General features: G+C 36.8%; 13 protein-coding genes. 4 read left to right on the top strand and 9 right to left on the bottom strand.

Annotated elements, in window-relative coordinates; translation table 11 throughout:
* Positions 1-22: 22 nt before the first annotated feature.
* The gene (locus tag FPG59_RS01215; protein WP_086452792.1) at positions 23-427 is read left to right on the top strand and encodes a hypothetical protein; all 405 of its coding nucleotides are present in this window, start codon (positions 23-25) and stop codon (positions 425-427) included.
* A gap of 159 nt (positions 428-586) precedes the next feature.
* On the opposite strand, the gene FPG59_RS01210 is transcribed toward FPG59_RS01215, so the two are convergent.
* From FPG59_RS01210 to FPG59_RS01200, 3 genes are all read right to left on the bottom strand, one after another.
* A complete protein-coding gene (locus tag FPG59_RS01210; protein WP_086452791.1) occupies positions 587-1,240 on the bottom strand; it encodes an HD domain-containing protein in 654 nt (217 codons plus the stop codon).
* Positions 1,241-1,329: 89 nt separating this feature from the next.
* Positions 1,330-2,319 carry an acyl-ACP desaturase gene (locus tag FPG59_RS01205; protein WP_086452790.1) on the bottom strand — a complete coding sequence of 330 codons (990 nt, stop codon included), beginning with the start codon at positions 2,317-2,319 and terminating at the stop codon, positions 1,330-1,332.
* 10 nt (positions 2,320-2,329) lie between these two features.
* Positions 2,330-3,064: a 1-acyl-sn-glycerol-3-phosphate acyltransferase gene (locus tag FPG59_RS01200; protein ID WP_086452789.1), complete on the bottom strand. Its 735-nt coding sequence runs from the start codon at positions 3,062-3,064 to the stop codon at positions 2,330-2,332.
* 115 nt (positions 3,065-3,179) lie between these two features.
* Here FPG59_RS01200 and rnpA point away from each other — a divergent pair, with 115 nt between their 5' ends.
* From rnpA to FPG59_RS01185, 3 genes are read left to right on the top strand one after another with little or no spacing between them, the layout of a single operon-like run.
* A complete protein-coding gene (gene rnpA, locus FPG59_RS01195) occupies positions 3,180-3,560 on the top strand; it encodes a ribonuclease P protein component (RefSeq protein ID WP_086452788.1) in 381 nt (126 codons plus the stop codon).
* 42 nt (positions 3,561-3,602) lie between these two features.
* Positions 3,603-4,430 carry a DUF4349 domain-containing protein gene (locus FPG59_RS01190; protein WP_086452787.1) on the top strand — a complete coding sequence of 276 codons (828 nt, stop codon included), beginning with the start codon at positions 3,603-3,605 and terminating at the stop codon, positions 4,428-4,430.
* Between the two features lie 5 nt (positions 4,431-4,435).
* The gene (locus FPG59_RS01185) at positions 4,436-6,073 is read left to right on the top strand and encodes a S41 family peptidase (protein ID WP_086452786.1); all 1,638 of its coding nucleotides are present in this window, start codon (positions 4,436-4,438) and stop codon (positions 6,071-6,073) included.
* Between the two features lies 1 nt (position 6,074).
* Here FPG59_RS01185 and FPG59_RS01180 read toward each other — a convergent pair whose 3' ends face one another.
* The 6 genes from FPG59_RS01180 to FPG59_RS01150 all read right to left on the bottom strand — a co-directional run.
* Entirely contained in the window at positions 6,075-6,521 is a 447-nt protein-coding gene (locus FPG59_RS01180; RefSeq protein ID WP_086452785.1) for a GNAT family N-acetyltransferase, read from the bottom strand.
* 29 nt (positions 6,522-6,550) lie between these two features.
* Entirely contained in the window at positions 6,551-7,462 is a 912-nt protein-coding gene (locus tag FPG59_RS01175; RefSeq protein ID WP_254906627.1) for a DUF4837 family protein, read from the bottom strand.
* 119 nt (positions 7,463-7,581) lie between these two features.
* A complete protein-coding gene (locus FPG59_RS01170; RefSeq protein WP_086452784.1) occupies positions 7,582-9,594 on the bottom strand; it encodes a LysM peptidoglycan-binding domain-containing protein in 2,013 nt (670 codons plus the stop codon).
* A 643-nt stretch (positions 9,595-10,237) separates the two neighbouring features.
* Positions 10,238-11,425: a phosphoglycerate kinase gene (gene pgk, locus FPG59_RS01160; protein ID WP_086452782.1), complete on the bottom strand. Its 1,188-nt coding sequence runs from the start codon at positions 11,423-11,425 to the stop codon at positions 10,238-10,240.
* 239 nt (positions 11,426-11,664) lie between these two features.
* Complete coding sequence (locus FPG59_RS01155; RefSeq protein WP_086452781.1) at positions 11,665-12,627, bottom strand: type IX secretion system membrane protein PorP/SprF; 963 nt, start codon at positions 12,625-12,627, stop codon at positions 11,665-11,667.
* 39 nt (positions 12,628-12,666) lie between these two features.
* Positions 12,667-20,940: T9SS type B sorting domain-containing protein (locus FPG59_RS01150; RefSeq protein WP_140344578.1), on the bottom strand; the 8,274-nt coding region annotated here is incomplete at its 5' end.

Raw genomic sequence — 20,940 nt, 5'->3', positions numbered from 1 at the left:
TTTCACTCTTTAAATTCTAATTATGTCCTTCCAACCTGTATTTGATCTGTTCTGGGAAAAAGTAAAAGAAAGTATAGATAACTATACGTATGCAAAGTTAACCCTAGCCAAAACCATTGGTGATACAGAATTGAAAAATATTTATGTTCGCCCTGTTTTACAAGAAAACGATGTGTTTTGTATGTCTATAACGGCGCGTTACAAAACCGAAGAAATAGAAAGTTTCCATACCCTTGATGAGGCGTATATTGTATTGGCTCCGTATATGAACAACCCTTTTTTGACGGCTCTACTCTTCACCACAGAAAATGACATTACGTTTAAACTCAATAAAAAAAGAGTAGGAACTATCATTGAGCAAGCACCTACCTTTAAAAATGCATCGGATGTGATTCTAGAAATGAAAGAAAAAGGGATTTCAGCATAAAATTTTTGATAACAAATGCTGGTTTTCGACTTGAAAACCAGCATTTGTTAAAAAGAGCTCGTAATGGATTACATATCATTCAAGCCTGAGTTTTATTTTTTTGAAGGATAACAATCTCAAAAACAGCAAACTGTAAACTGTAAACTGTACAATGCTAACTTACTTCTCCCCTTCCCATTCTGCATAAAACTGAGCTAGAAAACCCTCCATGTATTGGTGTCTTTCTTGCGCTATCTTCTTTCCCGTTTCGGTATTCATTTTATCTTTTAAGAGCAAAAGCTTTTCGTAGAAATGATTTATTGTAGGAGCATTATTCTTTTTGTATTCTTCCTTGGTCATGCTGGTGTTTGGAGCTATTTCAGGGTTATACAGCGCTCTGTTTTTAAAACCTCCATAATTGAATGCTCTGGCAATTCCTATGGCTCCTATGGCGTCTAAACGATCTGCGTCCTGAACTACATCTAGTTCAATGGAGGAAAACTTTCGTTCAACATTACCACCTTTATAGGAGATGTTTTCAATAATTTGAACCACATGTGCAATAATTTCCTCTTCAACATGTTCCGATTCTAAAAATTTTCGAGCAACTCTAGGCCCTACCGTTTCATCCCCATCGTGAAATTTACTATCGGCAATATCATGTAGCAACGCACCAAGCTGGGCAACAGTACTATCACAAGTTTCCGTACTTGCAATTAGCACTGTATTTTTAAACACTCTTTCGATATGAAACCAATCGTGTCCGCCCTCGGCATTTTTTAATTCTTCTTTTACAAAAAGAATTGTCTTGTTTATCAAATCAGGATTTGTCATTGTATCTTTTGTTTTTAAAAAAAATGTTGAACTTTAAAGCTTTAAAACTTTAAAATCCAACATTTATATTGGGTATTCGCAGGAGTGAATTAGCGTATTAAGGCAGGCTCAACCCATTTGAAAATGTGAGATTCTTGAGGAATTACCAAACGCTCAGAAATTTTGGCCATTCTAGCAGGTAATTTCATCAAATAGTCACGTGCTTTTTCAGCTTCATCTGTTAAACCACCTATTTTATCAATTTCCCACTTGTCAATTAATTTTTGCATAATTTCAACATAGTCTACTGCGGTATACACCCCAATACGCTGTGCAGAATCAGAAAACTGTTCAAAAGCTGAGCTTATTTTTTCGCCAGATTCTCTCAAGAAATGAGCCGGCATCACAATTTTTGCTTTCATCATGTATTGAAAAGCAAGCATCATTTCGCTTGGGTCAATTTGGAAAATTCGGTTTACAAACTCACTATATGCATGATGGTGGCGCATTTCATCGCCTGCAATCATTTTGCACATTTTAGACAGTTTGTTATCTCCGTATTTTTTAGCTATTTGAGCTACTCTGTTATGTGAAACATAGGTAGCTAGTTCTTGAAAACTAGTGTAGATAAAGTTCTTATAAGGATCTCTTCCAGTACCAATATCAAAACCATCATTGATCAAGTGCTGTGTAGTCATTTCTACTTCGCGCATGTTTACACGACCGGATAAGTATAAGTACTTGTTTAATAAATCACCATGACGGTTTTCCTCACCTGTCCATTGTCTGATCCATTTAGACCATCCGTTGCGCTCTACATTATCTATTCCTTCTACATCCATAAGCCAAGACTCATAGGTAGGCAACGCTTCCTCTGTAATGGTATCACCAACTAGTGTTACCCAGAAATCATAAGGCAAATCTTTAGCAATTTCACGTAGTTCTTTTACTTCATCAAAAAAAGTATCACTCTGGGAATCTGGCAAAAAATCTGTTGGTTGCCATATCTTTTCAACAGGAATAAGATACTGATCGACAAAGCTATCTACGTTTTTCTCTAAAAACTGCATTACTTCTAATCGAATGTTTTTTATTGACATTTTATATATATTAAATTTTTATTCCATTCACAACGGCTGTTTCGGTTTTCACCATCAAATCAGCAAAATCATATTCGCATACTGCAAGCGGTTCGTGCACTACAAAGGTAAGATGATTTCCTAAACCTACGGGGAAAAAACCAAATTTTACCATTTTCCAAGAGTTGTTAATGCTAACCGGAACTACGTAGGCCGATGGGGCACTCTTGCACAGCATTTTTAATCCTGTTTGTGAAAACTCTTTTGGTTTCCCTGTTTTACTTCGGGTTCCTTCTGGAAAAATAACGGCAGAACGCTTGTGCTTTTCTATATACTCTGATAAACTTCTAATAGCAGGAATGGCTTGTTTGGGATCTTTTCTATCTATAAGTACAGATCCTCCATGGCGTAAATTATAGGATACACTTGGTATTCCTTTACCTAATTCTTTCTTACTCACAAATTTACAATGAAAACGTCTAAAATACCAAATCATTGCAATAATATCGTACATACTTTGATGGTTGCACACAAAAATCAAGGGCACATTCTTTGGGATGATATCTCTATTTGTAAAAGTATATGTAGTTCCAAGCAAATTAGTGCATTTTACCAAGAAAAAATTCAAATAATCCACACTTTTTTTATGTGCTTGGTAGCCAAACACGTTGAAACAAACCCATTGAATAGGATGAAAAACAAGCAATGTTAGACTAAAACAGAGATAATAAACAACAGATATAGGGTATGAAATTATTTTTTGCATGCTTAAAAAATTTCTGCAAAAGTAATAAATATATTTTTAGCGGTATTTCATCTAGAAAAAGTCGCAAAAAACAGCTTTAATTGTACCTTTGCTATCCAAAATACGTTCCCTATATATGAATTTCAAGTACCCTAAAACCGAAAAACTAAAAAGCAAAATAACCATTGGTTTATTATTTACTGAGGGTAAATCCGTATCCAAATATCCGTTGCGATTGGTATACAAAGCAGGTACTTTTGGCGATAGTGAAAAAATAAAAATAGGCGTTTCCGTATCTAAAAAGAATTTTAAAAAAGCTGTAGACCGCAATTATTTCAAACGTGTACTGCGCGAAACCTATCGCCTAAATAAACATTTGTTGCTAGATAATCTTGATCAACCGTATTCCTTCATGTTTTTTTATCAAACCAAGGATCGCTTGACTTACCAAGAAATCAATACTAAAACTGTTCAATTGTTTGAAAAGTTTTTGCTACAAATAAAAAAAGAAGAGTAGCAATTCTATTTTTTGTATTTTTAGCATTAAAACAACCTATTTATGAAGTCAATACTCTTATTTATTCTTATACTCTTGTCTTTGGGGAGTTGTAAAAAAGAAGAAGCTGATTTAGATATGAAAATCACAGCTATTAAACTTCCTGCAAAAAGAGAATCTGGACAAAATGGCAACTACAATGCTGATAAAATGGACTCGCCTGAAAAAGAAAAAACAGAACAAAAAATCATCAAAACAGGTAACCTTCGTTTTGAAACCAATGATTTAGAAGCTACATATACCCAAATACAAAATGCAGTAAAAAATAGTAAAGCAACGATCCAAAACGACAATGAAGGCAAAGATTACGAGTCGGTTTTTAGAAATCTAACGGTTCGTGTACCAAGCCAAAACTTTGATGTTTTTATAGCTTCCATTTCAAAAGGAGTTGCGTATTTTGACACTAAAGAAATAACTTCACAGGATGTCACTGCTGAATTTATAGATCTTGATGCCCGATTAAAAGCAAAGAAAGTATTAGAAAACCGGTATCTGGAACTTTTGAAAAAAGCAAACAAGGTTACCGAAATGCTAGAAATTGAAAAACAACTTTCGGCAATTCGAGAAGAGATTGAAGCCAAAGAAGGGCAATTGAACTACATGCAAAACCAAGTTTCCTACAGCACCATAACCATAGAATTTTATAAATCTGTTGCAGAGGCTAGTGGAGCTACCGAATCATATGGAACAAAAATCTGGACCGCCATCAAATCAGGGTTCAATAGTCTTTCGAGTTTGTTTATCAATTTACTCAGCATTTGGCCATTTATCCTCATTATGATTGCTTTAGGTTACTTTATTAGAAAACGATTTAAGTCAAAAAAAATATAAAAAACATGTATTCTTTCCTCAAAAAAAAATTTATATTACCTGTTGTTGCTTCGGCATTTTTATTCATTGGAAGCAGTTTCAAAGATGATTTCTTCGAAATTGCCAAACAAATCGAAATCTTCACCACGCTTTTCAAAGAATTGAACCGCAATTATGTAGATGAGACTAATCCAGGCGAGTTAATGGACAAAGCCATTAAGGCCATGTTGGCTAACCTAGATCCGTACACGGTCTATTTTAACGAGCAAGATGTTGTGAAGTTTAAAATCAACAACACAGGTGAATATACCGGCATAGGCGCTATACTGACCCGCAAAGAAGATAAACTGATTATCAAAGAACCGTATAAAAATTTCCCTGCTGACAAAGCCGGTTTAAAAGCAGGTGATGAGATCATTCAAATAGGTGATGTGCTTTTATCAGATTTCAAAGATGATGCCTCGCAATTACTCAAGGGTTCTAAAAACACAAAAATCACAGTAAAATACCTAAGACAAGGCAAGCCAAATACCACACAAATTGTACTGGATGAAGTAGAAATTAAATCGGTACCGTTTTTTGCAAAAATCGATGATAAAACGGGTTACATTGTCTTGTCTCATTTTAACAAAAAAGCCTCTTTTGAAACCAAAGAAGCACTAGAACAACTCAAAAAAGAAGGTGCTGAACGCATTATTCTGGATGTAAGAGACAATCCTGGCGGGTTACTGAACGAAGCTGTAAATATTTGCAATTTATTTGTAGCCAAAAACGAAACTATTGTCACCACAAAGTCTAAAATTGACAAACACAATACCACTTATAAAACCACTAGAGAGCCTGTAGACTTAGACATTCCATTAATCGTTTTGGTAAATGGCCGTAGTGCCTCAGCTTCAGAAATTGTTGCAGGTGCGTTGCAGGATTTAGATCGTGCGGTAGTGGTAGGAAGTCGTAGTTTTGGGAAAGGATTAGTACAGCGTCCTGTTGATTTAACTTATGGTACCCAACTCAAAGTGACCATTTCGCGCTACTATACTCCTTCGGGACGATGCATTCAGGCATTGGATTATTCTAAAAAGGATAAAAACGGAATGGCTTTGAAAACCGAAGAGAAGAACTTTAACGCTTTTAAAACCCGAAAAGGTAGAACTGTGTATGACGGCGGAGGTATTCAACCAGATATTGCCCTTGACGAAACGAAGTCCAGTCCAATCACTAATGCGTTGTTAAGAAACGATGGAATCTTTAACTACGTTACCAGTTACTGTTACAAAAACCCAACACTTGGAAATCAAATTCCAGTGATTAGTGATGCTGATTATGCTGATTTTAAAAACTATTTAAAAGCTCAAAAATTCTCCTTTGACACAGAAACCGAATTGGCTTTGAAAAATACTTTGGCTGTAGCCAAAAAAGAAAAGCTAGACGAATCCATTCAAGTAGAGTACCAGCAATTATTGACCGCCTTGCAAAAATCTGAAAATGCATTGCTAGACAAACATCAAAAAGAAATCAAGGGTTTAATGGTTGATGAAATTATCAAACGTTTTCAATACCAAGAAGGTTTGTACCAATATTACACCAAAAACAACATCGAAATCAAGAAAGCAACGACACTCTTAAACGATGCCGCTGCCTACAAAGCTATCTTAAAAATGTAACTTACTGTTTTTGCATTTCTATGTGTGGGATATCATCTTCAAGATACATCTCACTGGTTTGTACAAAACCGTGGCTTTCGTAAAACTTTTTTAGGTACAACTGGGCTCCTATTGTGATTTGGCTTTCGCCAAAATGTTTCGCTATGCCTGCAATAGACTCGCGCATTAGGTCATGTCCCCATTTGCGATCACGGTAATTAGCATCAACAGTAACTCTACCTATTGATGCAAAATCAAAACTTATTCCGGGTTGAAACAATCTAGAATGCGCCACTATTTTACCGTCATAAACGCCGATAAGGTGTAAGGCTACTTTATCTTTACCGTCCAAGTCTAGGTACACACAGTTTTGCTCAACTACAAAGATCTCGCTTCGTAACTTTAAAATATCATATAACTCAAAAACTGTAAGTGCTTCAAAAGCTTTTATTTCCCATTGTAGTGTCATGTGCCGTTTTTTATACAAATTAAAGCAATTTAAGGCTCTTTTTTGATAATCCGTGCCGATTTTATAATGGATTCTAATTCGTGCATTAAATCCCTTTTATCTTTAGAAGGCGCATAACAAAAACCTTCTAGAATTAGTAATCGGTTGTATGTAGTGTCTAGTATTGCATAATTGATAAAAGGACCCGACATGAAGTCATTATTCAATTGCCAAGTTCCCTTAGTTTCATAAGCAGTGTATTTATTGAGTTTTGTCTTAGAAAAATAAGGAGAATACGCCTCCTCTGTAATCATGTTGGTATGAGGTTCTTTCCCTCTGATGTACAAATTGCCTATAGAATCGCGCAGTTGAATCACCTTTGCGCTCCAGTTTTTATCGGTTCTATATTTATCTAGAGGAACTTGGTAGAGCAAAAGACTAGTGTTTCCGCCAATAAATTCTTTTTTGAGCCACAAGAAATTTCGTTTTTGCAAGACATACACATAACCCGTAGGAACTTGAATGGCTGTATGAAACTTGTTCTCAATAATTTTAGGATCCAGTAAAGATTGTTTGTTTATTTTTTGACTAGCCGCTATTTCAGCATTTTTAATCATGGAGATCATTTGGGGTGCATTTTGCTCCATGATTGTCACAATATCACTTACTGTTCTTCCTGAAATATGAAAAACATTTTGCGGACTCGCATATTGATTTTTCTTGATTTCAAATTTATTGAACTCAGTTTTTTTTACCACAATTATCGCTCGCGTATCGGTCATGAAACCTTCTAAAAGTTTCACAGGATATTGATTGATGTTAAAAAGAGGTTCTTCTTGAGGCAAGCCTATTACTGGCGCAGCAAATTTATTCCTGATGCTATCTCCTATCTCACCATTCCACAACTGATCTTCAATAATAACCGATATGGTGTTGATTTTACCTGTAGTAATACGTGGCAACGAGCTGTTATCCTTTTGACAAGAAAACAAAGAAAGTGTCGCAAAAATGAAGAAACAATAAAATCGATGCATTGCTGGGTGTTGTTTAGTAAAACCCAAATATAAAGAACAAAGCCGTATTATCCGTTTATTTTTAACTTCATACCTGGTTTGATATCTTCACCACTAATACCGTTCCACTTTTTCAAATCATTGATGGTTACACCCGGATATTTTTTAGAAATACTAAATAAGGAATCTCCTTTTTTTACAAAATATTCTGAAGCAGTTTTCGCAGCAGATGTATTTTTCTTTGTTTTAAAAGTATCTACAGTAGCTTTATCAGTATTGATTGCTATTTCATCCTTGGCAACAATAAGAGATTTTCCTATTGTAATCGTATTATCAGGTAGGTTATTCCACGATTTTAATTCGGGAACAGTGGCGCCAAATTTAGTCGCAATTGCACCTAAATTATCTCCTTTTAAAACAACATACTCGACATCTTTGCGCAACGGACTTGTTGCTGCATCTGGTTTAGCATCAGTTTCTTTTGGACTTAATTGCAAAACCAATCCCGCTTGTACAGAAGCCGTAGTTAAGCCATTTAACTTTTGAATCTCAGTAACTGTCAAATTGTGTTTTTTTGCAATACTTCCCAAGTTATCTCCTTTTTGCACTACATAACTTGAAGCGGTGTTTGACGCATCAACAGCCTTTTCCTCTTTATTTACTTTAGCATCTGCCAGCGCTGTGTTTTTATAAACTGTATTTTTAGGTTCAGACTTTAATTCATTTACCGTAGAAGGATCAGTATTGATTTTCAAACTTCGTCCGTATGCAATATTGTTGCCCTTGATGTGATTCCATTTTTTTATTTCGGCAATAGTTACCCCATATTTTAGAGCTACACTAGCAATATTATCACCTTTTCTAACTTTGTAGTACACACTTTTGGTTGCAGCCAGACTTTCAGTGTTAGTTCTAAGACTGTCTTTAACAACAGTTGTTTTTACTAACATAAAAGGTTTTTCACTTTTGTCTTTTTCGTATTGTGCGTAGGCATATATTTTGTCTTCGTTTGAGGCAAAAACGGCAACTTTTTCTTGTGGTAATCTTAAAAAATGTGTTTGATCGTGATAAAAAGGCACCACGTTTAGCTTGTAAGACGGATTTAAAAGCTGTAATTGTGCTACCGGCACATCAAGTAAGTCCGATATTTGTCTGAAAGTCATTTGACGCTTGATCATCACCGTATCTGTAGCAAAGTGTTTTACTTTGGCTCTATTAGGAACAATACCATGTTCTTTGTGGTATTCATAAATATACATGGTTGCTAAAAAAGCAGGTACATAACTTTGTGTTTCACGGGGTAAATTTTTTCGAATATTCCAATAATTTTGTTGTCCTCCAGAACGTCTGATGGCTTTGGCAACGTTACCAGGTCCAGAGTTGTAGGCTGCTAAAACCAAATCCCAATCTCCAAATATCTTGTACATGTTGGTCATATATTGCGTTGCAGCTTCGCTAGATTTCAGTGGATCACTTCTTTCATCTACATAAGAATCTATTTTAAGACCGTATTGTTTTCCGGTTTGATACATGAACTGCCACAATCCAGTAGCGCCCATTCGGGAAACTGCTTTAGGATTTAATGCCGACTCAACCACTGCTAGATATTTAATTTCGAGAGGGACATTTTGCTTTGCTAATGCTTCCTCCATTAACGGAAAATAATATTCAGAAACTGCCATAAGGCGTTCAAAAGATTTTTTTCTGTTTTTCAAAAAAGATTTGATTAAGTTTTCTAATCCCGGATTGTACTCAATATTAAAAGGTGACTTTGCATCCATGGCAGCCAATCTTTGCTTAAGTATATCTGTAGGCAACTCATAATCAATTGCTACATCAAGATTGGTATTTTTTATTTCTTCAGAGAATGAAGAAAATAAATCCAGATCAGTAAGTTCCTTCATCCACAAACTGTCAACGCGTGCGGCAACTTTATCGTTTACAAAAGTTTTCTTGATAGAATCGAGATACGAAATTTTAGGTACTATTTTTAAAATGGATTGGGTATTATTTGCATCTTGTGCAAACAAATTAGCCGAAAACAAAAGTAATAATGCAACAGTGGTATTTTTTATATTCATATTTTTACGATCAAAGACCTATATTTCAAATGATTACAAAGCTTGATTTACAAACTTAACGGGTTTTTTCTAAAAAACGTCTTTAAAAAGTGTTAAAAATGCAATAATTGATACATTTATAAGGAATATCTATCGATTTAAGAAAATAAGTAGCGATATTAAGTTTTAATGACAACTCTTAATTAATACTTATACAATATTTAACCACAGATTTAAAAGATTTACACTGATTACTAGAACAATCCGAAAGCGCTTTTCTATAAAGTTGTATGAAATGTGAATTGTGAATTGTGAAATGTGAAATGTAAACCGTAAACCATAAAGCCTCCGTTCTGTCATGCTGAGGAACGAAGTATCTCTACACGATCATAATTTAAGCAGACAACTTCATCTATAAAGTTCATTGTTTTCTTTTGTCTTGATAAACAACTTCAAATCAGCAACAAATGGTACAATTTGGCTAAAGCCAAAAGCCCTAAAACTTAAATTACCATTGGTTAAAACCAACGGCAATTGAAAACTAAGTGTAAACTGAATACTGTAAACTGTGAACTGTGAACCGAATACTGAGAACTGAAAACTGAACACTGTGAACTGTACAGATACAAATTCTTTATTTATGCAAATGACTGCTTTTTAAAAATTATTCCAAGATAGCTGCAATACCTGGAAGTACTCTACCTTCAAGCATTTCTAGCATGGCTCCGCCACCTGTTGATACATAACTTACTTTGTCTTCTAGACCAAATTGTTTTACTGCAGCTACAGAGTCACCACCGCCCACAAGTGAAAAAGCTCCCTTGGCTGTAGCTTCGGCAATGTAATTACCTAATGTAATAGTTCCATTTGCGAAATTTTCTAATTCAAAAACTCCCAAAGGTCCGTTCCATAAAATAGTTTTAGATTCCATAATCACTTCTTTGAAAAGTGCTAATGATTTTGGTCCTGCGTCAAGACCTTGCCAGCCGTCTGGGATATTATTTACATCCACTACTTGCGTTTGAGCATCATTGGCAAAAGCATCAGCCGCTACAACATCAACCGGAAGGTGTATTTGAACCCCTTTTTCTTTGGCTAAACGCAAAATTTCTAGTGCTAAGTCTTGTTTGTCATCTTCGCAAATAGAGTTTCCTATTTTGCCTCCTAGCGCTTTCACAAAAGTAAAAGTCATTCCACCACCTATAATCATGTGGTCTACTTTATCTAAAATATTTTCGATCACAGTGATTTTAGAAGAAACCTTAGAACCACCCAAAACCGCAGTAACTGGTTTTTCACTATTTTTCAATACTTTATTTAAGCTCTCAATTTCTTTAGCAAGCAACAATCCAAAACATTTGTGATCTGGAAAAAACTGTGCGATGATAGTGGTAGAAGCATGTGCTCTATGCGCTGTACCAAAAGCATCATTCACATAAATATCTCCAAGACTGGCTAATTCTTTGGCGAAAGCCACATCACCAGCCTCTTCCTCTGGATGAAAGCGTAAATTTTCAAGAATCAATACGCTTCCTGCTGGCAAGTTAAGTGCAGCCTGTTGAGCCACCTCACCCACACAGTTAGAGGCAAATTGAACCGGAACACCTAGAATTTCAGCTGTAGTTTGTACAATGTGTTGTAGTGAATATTTAGCTTCTACACCTTTTGGTCGTCCTAAATGTGACATTAATATTACGCTTCCGCCTTGCGCTAAAATAGCATCAATAGTAGGTTTGGCTGCTTCAATACGCGTGGTATCGGTTACTTGGAAATGATCGTCTAGCGGTACGTTAAAATCTACTCGAATGAGCGCTTTCTTATTTTTAAAATCGAAATCGTGTACAGTTTTCATGTGTATGTTGTTAGTGTTTGTTTTTTCAAGGAGAAACAAATATAGCACTTTTAGCACGGGAACAAATTGGTGAAAACCAAAAAATCTACTTTAGTTACTAACGAAATCGTTATCATTCTTGAAGGTTTTCTAAAAACACATAATCGCACGAGAATCTTTGGCGCCAAGCGTTAGCTTTATCGCAAAAAAATCCGATTGTGAATGACAATCGGATTTTTAATTTATTTGAAAAAAGAGGTTTAGTCAATAATTGGGTTTTGCGTACAAGGGCAATTACTCACTCCTTGAAGGAAATCAAGACCTATAGTTACAACGTGTGTTCCAGTGTTGAAACTTCCTAAACGGTTTAGAATTACTTGGTAGGAATACCCAAAGTAAAAACTTGATTTCTTGAATCCAACCATAGGGCCCACGTTAAGCGGCTTTCCTACTTGATCATTCAAGAACCTATATGAAGCTCCTGCCCAAATGTAATCATCATTACGATCGTATTTACGATACTTGATGTTGATATCAGTACTGGAACGTTTATCACTAGCAAAATATTGGTAGTAAACTGATGGTTCAAACTCTGACCTGTTGTAGGTTCTACTTCTAAATACATATCCGGAATAAACTTGGTAGTTCCTAACCAAGCTCGGCTCCACCCCGCTAAATTGATCAATATCTTTGTCTAAAATGTTACTTGCATTGAAACTCACATAATAATCCTTGTTGCGGTATAAGAAACCCACATCAAAATTGTTATTGGCCACAAACCTATTGTTGTTAATGGTCGGGTCATTATTGATAGGCTGTAAAGCATCAAAATCTATTTTAAAGGTGTTTAAGTTATACGAGATACCAAAAGACAAGTACTGCTTTGAATAATAATCTAAAATAATATGGTGTGCAAAAGAGGCTTTGATCCCTTGTTGCATAGTGTTTCCGTTTTTATCATTGTACGCAGAAATTCCCACACCTGATTGATCGGCTACTCTAAAATCAGCATAAATAGATTGGTTATCTGGAGCACCTTTAATTCCTACCCACTGGGTCAAGCCGTTGGCGCGTATCCTCAAATTATCCCCAATACCAGCAAAAGTAGGTGACACCACAAAAGGATTATCCGCAAGATATTGCGTAAAAACGGGCAAGTTTAACTCTTGGCCGTGGCTTGAACCCACCACCAAGAGCAACATTGAAAGGATGATTTTTTTCATTTTACTATATTTTTTTGAGAACATATGCAATTCTCTATATTATCTGTACAATGTGAAATGTCCAACAAATTCTCGAGCGTCTTGTACATTTCTTAATCTAAGGATGTACCAGTAATCTCCCGAAGGTAATTCATTTCCGTTGTATTTACCATTCCAAGACTGACCTTCTCTGTATGTGCCTATTTTACGGCCGTATCTGTCAAATACTTCAAAGATTAAATCTTTGTAATTAATTGTATTTGTTGGCGCCCAAGTATCATTGTTACCGTCCCCATTTGGTGTAAACACATTTGGAATCTTGATATCAATGAACTCAAAATAACGAGTAGCCGTTGCAGAACAACCATTAGCATCAGTAACCGTTACCGTGTAATCACCAGATTTGTAGATGATAAAATTACCTTGACTTCCTTGAGGCTCTCCGTTTAAGCTGTATTGGTAGTTACCGTAACCGCCAGTAACAGTAGAAACAATCTCATTCAATCCTCCATCAGATAAACTGATTGTGATAGGATTTATTTGATCTACATCAAAGATTACTTGCTTAATACAACCGTTAGTATGCCTTACATCAACAGTATGTCTACCTGCACTCAAGTTATTGAATACATTACTAGTTTGGAACACTAATGATCCATCAAGAGAATAATCTAAATCAGCAGGCGCGTTTCCAGCGGCTACCGTAATGGTTACTGAGTTTACTTGACTGTTGTTCACACAATCATAGTTCACGTCTGCTACTGGATTAAGCGTTACTGGTTCTCCTAGCATAATAGAAATATCGCTTTCACAACCATTAGCATCACGAATGTACACAATTTGTTCGTTTCCTGATAAACCAGTGAAATCAAACTGTGTTTGTGTAAGCGTTCCTGTAGTGTAGGTTCCGTTTCTATTATTTAAACTTACACTATATGGAGCGTTTCCTCCTGTAATGTTTATGCTAAATGCACCGTCTGCATCACCCGCACATACTTCTGGAACCGCACTGTTAGGAACAACAGTAGCAAATACAGATCGTGGCTCTGTGATCTCAATATCCTTAATGTTTATAAAACATCCGTTTTCATCTTGAACAATATACTCGTAGAAACCTGGTCTTAAGTTTTCAAAAACACCCGATTCAAAGAACTGATCTAATCTAGGCGAAATAGCATACTTAATGATTCCCGTTCCTCCTGATGCCGTGATTACCATACGTCCATCTCCCTCACCAGCACAAGTAATAGGCGTTACCACATTAGATTGCGTTAATGCTACCAGCGGTTCAGTAATAGGTACAATACTAGAAGTTACTGCAGCACAATCTTGACTTACTACACGTACTACATAATTTCCAGCAGGAATATTTGTAAAGTTACCTGGTGTAGTTTGTGTTACCGTAAATGGTACTGGATTGCCCGTACTGTCCAAAAGTGTGTACACATAGTTACCTAAACCACCTTGTGCCAAAGCAACAATCACTCCTGAAGCATCACCTGTACAATTGATCGTGGCATTTTGAACATCTAATGCAAGGGTTAATGTAGGAACCTCTTCAATTTTAACTTCATTAGAGATGAAACTTACACAACCGTTATTATCACGAATGTAGTAGCTATGCGTTCCTACAGGTACAGAGAATGTAGCTGTATTACCTATCATTGCTGTTGCAGTTGCAAAATTAGGGGTAGTACTGTAGGTATACGGTGCCGTTCCACCAGCAGCTGTAAGCGTAAGTCTGGCATCAGTAGCACATGTTTTGGCTGTAGCCAATGTTAAAGCTGCCGTTACTCTTGTTGGTTCGTTGATTACGATATTTGCTGAAGTCGTACTACACGTCCAAGAATCAGAAACTCGAACTTGATACGTACCAGCACCTAAATTGTTGAACGTATTAGAAATTTGTGGTCCATTAGTAGTAACCACACCAGCTGCATTAGTTCTAATCAAGGTATATAAATAACTTCCAGATCCGCCTGTAGGTCCTGTAGTTACCGTAATACTAGCACTTGTATCGTTAATACAAGAAACAAGAATAGTACTAGGTACTGCTACAAAAGCAATAGGAGTTGGATTATTAAGTACTACAATTTCTGAGTTCACACATCCTTTACTATCTCTCACATTTACAGTGTAAGAACCAGCAGTTAAGCCTGTGAATACCGTTTGAGTTCCATACGCCACACTTTGTGCTGGTGTAGGACCTACCAATTCAAATTGATAGCTTCCTGGCCAACCTCCTGTTGCTGCAACAGATATAGAACCATCATTATTACCCGTTACACAAGTAATCTCTGTATGGGTTTCGGTAATATCAAGTGCTGTTGCTGGTGCCGCAATTGTAAAGTTTGTTGTAACCGTACAATCTGGGGTTTGAGACAAGGTAGCACTTATTGTGTATGTTCCTGCCGCAAGACCTGTAAGCGTAATTGGTCCTGCGTTTGCAGCAGTTCCGCTACCTACATTTAAGCCCGCAGCATTTTGAAGCGTATAGCTAAAAGGTCCTGCATCATTACCATTTACTGGCGTTGTAGTGATCAAACGATCTACCAGTGTTAGAGTTGCTGTTCCATTCGTATCATTCAAACACGTGATATCAGTAGTAGCGTTAACCACCAAATCAAAAGTGTTTGGATTGTTTACAAAATGAACAGCACGTATTTCACAACCAGTATCTAAGTTGCGAACGGTAATGTTGTAATCCCCAATTGGTAAATTAGTAAATATACCATCAGTATTTGTTGTAGTTGGATACAGACCTGTTAAAGCTCCTGTTATTGGATCTTTGTAAACAATAGTATATTCTAAATTAGTAGCAGTGCCACCTATTGTAGTAACCGATACCGTAATATTTTCTAGAACGGCGCAAGTAATAGGTCGATTGACAGCTACCGATACGGCATCAAGTGCTACGTAAGGTGCAATATTTATAGCGGTTGTAGTGCTACCCACGCATCCACGATCATCAAATACGTTTACCGTATAGTTTCCGCCAGTAAGTACCGTTTCTGTATACACATTACTGTTTCCAAATTGGACACGTGTACCATTTCGTAAAAACTCGTAATTCAAGTACGTTCCTGAACCTCCATTTACTCCCGTTACTGTAATAGTAGCAAGATTGCTAATGTTACCTGAAGCACAACCAAACTGTACTACTGTTGGTGCTGGAACCGTAATTAATCCTGGTTCATCTATAATTATCGTTGCAGTAGCATCGCAACCTCTACTAGAAATCACTCTAACCGTATACGTTCCTGCAGCTAAATTACTAAACACGTTTGAAGCTTGTGGTAATCCTGAGTTAAGGCTGTATAAGTAGACTGGGTTATCATTAACACCTGGTGCTGGCGTTGCTATGGTTGCAGTAATCCTTCCATCAGTACCACCATTACAAGTCACATCGGATTTAGCCAATGCAAATCCAGTAACTAAAGTAGCTGCTTGTAAGTTTACTGGAACAAATACTTCACATAAAGTTGTTGTATCACGAACACCAATAATATGGTTTCCTGCTGCAACTGCGTTAAAAGCTGTTACTGCTGCAAAAGAACCACCATCAATATTGTACACAAAATTTCCTGAACCTCCTGTAGTGCTTACCGTTATTTGTCCGTCACCGCCAGTACAAGATACTGGAATGCTCACCACTGGTGTTAAAATTAAAGGATTAACTATAGCAACTCCAGTTGCTGCTGAAATACATCCATTAGCATCACGAACTGTAATGTTATAATTACCAGGAGCATTTACTGTAATCACATTTCCAGATTGATAGTTGCTACCATCAGCACTGTATTCTAGTGCTGGACTAAAGCCAGATGCTGTTACCGTAATGTTATACGTTCCAGTTGCACTTGGACACTGCGTTGCTACTGCCGAAGCAATGGTTGGATTAGCATCTACTAGAATTGTTTGTGGTTTGTTGATTGGACAACCATTTCCATCTAACACATAAACAATCCAGTTCATATTGGTACCATTGTTAGTATCAACTGTAAGGGTATTGCTTAAACTGTAGTCAGTAACTGCAGGTGTTGGAGCCGTAGCTAGTGCCACCGCATACTTATAATCAAGGGTTCCACCTGTAGCCGTTACCGTAATAATTGCTTCATCATTGTTACAATTAATATTTGTAGCAGTGCTGTTAAAATCAAGAACTTGAGCAATACCAGCTATTGTAAACGGTACATCAGCTGTACATCCTGTAGTAGTATCTACCACTTGTAGGCTATAATTTCCTGGTACCAATGCCGTAAGGCTTACCGTGTTTCCAGAAATTACCGGAGAACCAGTACCTACTGTTAGCGTTGCTGTATAACCCACTGAATTACTCACCGTAAAAGTTGCTGTACCGTTATCAGTGTTAAAACAAGTTTCGTTTGTAATAGTTGCTACTGTTGCTGCAATGTTCACACGTGGTGCAACAGTGTACAATTCTTGATACGTACAACCATTATTATCTGTTACTTGGAAAATATAATCACCGGCTGCTAAACCTGCAAAACTATTTGAACCAAAATTATTAATAACAGACGGCGAAACCATTTGATAGGTAAATGGACCTACACCGTTTGTAACCGAATTTATTGTTACTGTACTTGTTGTACTTGTAACTGGTGCACAATAAATCAATGAACCAGAAATATCCATATTTGTTGGTGGATTGAATGCTGGTGTTGAAATACTTTGTAAAGGTGTTACACAACCATTAGCATCACGCACCACTATTGTTGTGTTGGCAGCTAGTGGACCGTTATTTACTGTAAAGGTATTAACTGAAGTAAATCCTAAACTATTAAAGTTATAAGTATAGCCTGATCCTGTTCCTCCTATTCCATTTACTGTAATCAATGTAGTAGTACTACAAGATGTATTTGCATCAACTATAACATTTGAAGATAATGGTGTTGCTGGAGCAACAAATACAGTGTTATCACTAGTACTACAACCACGTCCAGAATTTACTCTTACAGTATATGTTCCTGTTGGCAAACCTGTGAATATATTTGAAGACTGAGCAGCGCGTACAATAGGTGCAGTTATCTCATAGGTATAATCAGGATTTGTATTTCCTGCTAATAATGTAACAGTTATAGTTCCGTTACTATCTCCTACACAAAGAGCTGGAGTTGTAGCGGTTGTAAATGTTACAGGAATTGCCGCCGACAATGTTACCTCTGCTGTAGTGGTACAAGCTGTTGGCGTAGCCGTATCGGTCATTGTTATTGTATACGTTCCTGCAGGCAATCCCGAAATAACTCCTGTTGCGTTATTTATTGCAACACTTGGAGCGGTTGGCGAAATCGAATACGTATAAGTGCCCGCAATAGGACCACCAGTTCCCGTCATTGTAATTACACCATCGTTATCAGCACATGTTGGCAAAGCCGTTATAGCTGGCGTAGCTACTAATGGCTCGTCAATGATTATCGTTTCTGTATCCGTACAACCATTAGCGTCTCTAATAATTATGGTATGAGAACCTGAGTTTAATCCTGAAACAATATGTGATAAACCTGTTATGCTTGCAAAAGTACTACCATCAACACTGATGCTATACGCTCCGGTACCTGCTGTAACTTGATTGACTCTAATTTCAAAAGCACCTTGCGCTACACATTTATTCACTATTTCTAAAGCAATAACTGGCGATGGATCTAGTATCACAGATACAGGCTCGCCGATTATACAACCACTATTATCTTTAACCCATACATAATAATTACCAGATTCTACATTAAATGTACTTGGTGCATTCCATAAAGGATCGTTAGCCACTGGCGCACTACTTGAAGTATTTAGAATGAAAGCATAAGGTGTAGATCCACCATTTGCAATAGCAATTATTTCACCCGCATTAGTACTACAATTATCGTTTTTAGTAGGAGTAACATTTAAATCCAAAAGAACTGGAGATTCTGTTATTGTAAAAATAGAGGATGCACTCGTACAACCTGGGTATGAACCACCTACTTCTACAAACCTAATATAATACGTTCCAGGTATTAAACCCACTGCCGATGTAACAGTTGTTGGCGAAGGAGTCGTAATTGATCCTGAAATTCCTGTAGGTGTATTTGTTTGATTAGCGTAGATTTCCCAATTTACAGTGGTTGCATCGTAATTATCAATAGTAAAAGTTACGCTACCTGTAGCACTTCCTGTACAAGTAACATTGTTTGCAACAATAGGATTAGATGTTAATAAAGTGGTTGGTGGTACAGGGCCAGAAGCTGTTTCAAAATAATAACAACCCGTAATATTGTCTCTAACCACAAATGTATACACTACACCAGGAGTAAGATTTGTAAAAGTTCTTCTCATGTTAGCAGGAGAAGCTGGACCATCAGGAGCTAATAAAGCGGTACTAAACGGCGAAGTAGACAAATCATATATACCAAATTCATAATTTGGTGACGGCGGAATCACTGCAGGATTAACACTTACAATTATGGTTGCTCCATTTGTACAATCGGCTGTCGTTGATAAATCTATAACTAAATCATCTGGTGGAGCAAGAACTTGTGCAGTACGGGTATTAGAGCAACCTTGAGAATCTGTTACTATAATTTGATAATTACCAAAACTTAAATTTCCAAATGTATGACTTGCACCGGTTGGCTCTGTATAGGTTATCATCTGTCCTGTAGTAAGGTTTCTTAACAGATAGGTAAAAGGGCCAAAACCATTTGTAATTGGATTAACTGTAATTGAACCTAAAACAATTGCAGCACTACATGTCATATCAACCTTAGAAACTGTAAAAATAATTTGGTTGGGTTCATTAACAACTGCAAAACCATTGAACAAACAGCCTTTACTATCTCTTACAACATACGGATATCCAAGCCCTGTTGAAGCAGCTAAATTAGAATATGAAGATACTGATGAAAAACCTGAACCATTAAAACTATATTCAAATGGGGCAACACCTGCTGTAGGATTTATAGTTACCGCACCATTTCCTGAGTTAAAACAAGTTAAGTTTGTTATAGATGTTGTTGCTGTAACAGGTACTATCGTATTTGTAGTCACAACATTCGATATTGCTACACATGATGGTGTACCATTAGCATCGGTAATTTCAAATTCATAGTCTGCTCCACTATTTCCTGGTGCAGTATAAATAAACGAATTTCCTGTAACTGCAATTGGACCACCGCTGTAGGTACCAGGCACAGTTCTTACTCTGTAAGTAAAAGGAGCTATACCACCAGAAATGGTTACTCTAATAGTAGCTTCTTGTGGTAAAGAACAAGTGATGTCTTTGGTAACTGCAGCTAATGCAGTCAATCTTTGATTTACAGTTACTGATGTTATGGCTGGACAACCATTAGCATCTGTAGCTGTTATAGTGTAGGTTCCCGGAGCAACTGTAAAAGTGTTTCCAGGACTTGGCGCAAAACCTGTATTTATGGTGTACGTATAAGGTGCTAAACCACCTGTTGCTGTGGCAACTATTTGAAACGCACTGCCACTTGCAGAACATTGATTTGCAACAATTGCTGTAACTGTTGGCGCACCGTTATTAGTAATGTTTACTGTTGTAGGTACTGGTGTCACACAACCATTTGCATCTCTTACGTAAACATCCCAAGATAAAACAGTTCCATTATTAGTATCTACTGTTATTACATTTGATGTTCCAAAAGCAGTTGGAGCCGGATCACCATTTGGCACAACTGCATAACCGTAACTTAGAGTTCCGCCTGTTGCAGTAATTGTAATTTGCGAATTATCATTGCTACAAAATACTGGAGTTCCTATTGCAGAAGTAATAGATAATCCTGCTGTAGGTTGCGTTATGGTAATTGATTCACTATCAATACAACCCGTTGTGTTATCTGTTACAGTAAAGGTATAAGTTCCCGCAACAAGATTTGTAAGTGTTCTTACATCTCCCGTTGGGCTCAATGTGAATGGTAAACTTGCTGGTGTTGTTGTAACATTTATGGTATAATTGCCAGGAGCACTAAATCCAGTTACGGTGAATCGTCCTGAACCTGTATTATCTCCAAAACAAGCTACGTCTGTTAGCTTTACTGCTGTAACAGCAATTGGCGTTACTGGAGCAATGTTATACGACTCGGTATAGAAACAACCATTTGCATCGGTTACTCTGAAAACATAATTACCAGGTGTTAATCCCGTAAAGTTTCCAGAAGATACTCCTGTCGTATTAACTACTGGTCCAGAAGTAATAACATATGATAATGGTAAAACTCCATTTGTAGTAGCAAGTTGAACATCTACTGCAGTAATTGAACATGTAATAGCACTTGATGGAGTAAAACTTAAATCTGTTGGTTTGTTTAATGGTGCTAATAC

This window comes from Flavobacterium sp. FPG59 (genome assembly GCF_002150205.1).
In the GTDB taxonomy this organism is placed as follows: Bacteria; Bacteroidota; Bacteroidia; order Flavobacteriales; family Flavobacteriaceae; genus Flavobacterium.
Note: the sequence above shows the minus strand (reverse complement) of the source record. Positions and strands in the feature narration are given on the sequence as shown.

Excerpts from the sequence above, each read along its gene's own strand:
- FPG59_RS01200 (WP_086452789.1), bottom strand. The coding sequence starts at position 3,064 with ATGCAAAAAATAATTTCATACCCTATATCTGTTGTTTATTATCTCTGT.
- FPG59_RS01185 (WP_086452786.1), top strand. The coding sequence starts at position 4,436 with ATGTATTCTTTCCTCAAAAAAAAATTTATATTACCTGTTGTTGCTTCG.
- rnpA (WP_086452788.1), top strand. The coding sequence starts at position 3,180 with ATGAATTTCAAGTACCCTAAAACCGAAAAACTAAAAAGCAAAATAACC.
- FPG59_RS01210 (WP_086452791.1), bottom strand. The coding sequence starts at position 1,240 with ATGACAAATCCTGATTTGATAAACAAGACAATTCTTTTTGTAAAAGAA.
- FPG59_RS01215 (WP_086452792.1), top strand. The coding sequence starts at position 23 with ATGTCCTTCCAACCTGTATTTGATCTGTTCTGGGAAAAAGTAAAAGAA.
- FPG59_RS01205 (WP_086452790.1), bottom strand. The coding sequence starts at position 2,319 with ATGTCAATAAAAAACATTCGATTAGAAGTAATGCAGTTTTTAGAGAAA.
- FPG59_RS01190 (WP_086452787.1), top strand. The coding sequence starts at position 3,603 with ATGAAGTCAATACTCTTATTTATTCTTATACTCTTGTCTTTGGGGAGT.
- FPG59_RS01170 (WP_086452784.1), bottom strand. The coding sequence starts at position 9,594 with ATGAATATAAAAAATACCACTGTTGCATTATTACTTTTGTTTTCGGCT.
- pgk (WP_086452782.1), bottom strand. The coding sequence starts at position 11,425 with ATGAAAACTGTACACGATTTCGATTTTAAAAATAAGAAAGCGCTCATT.
- FPG59_RS01180 (WP_086452785.1), bottom strand. The coding sequence starts at position 6,521 with ATGACACTACAATGGGAAATAAAAGCTTTTGAAGCACTTACAGTTTTT.
- FPG59_RS01155 (WP_086452781.1), bottom strand. The coding sequence starts at position 12,627 with ATGAAAAAAATCATCCTTTCAATGTTGCTCTTGGTGGTGGGTTCAAGC.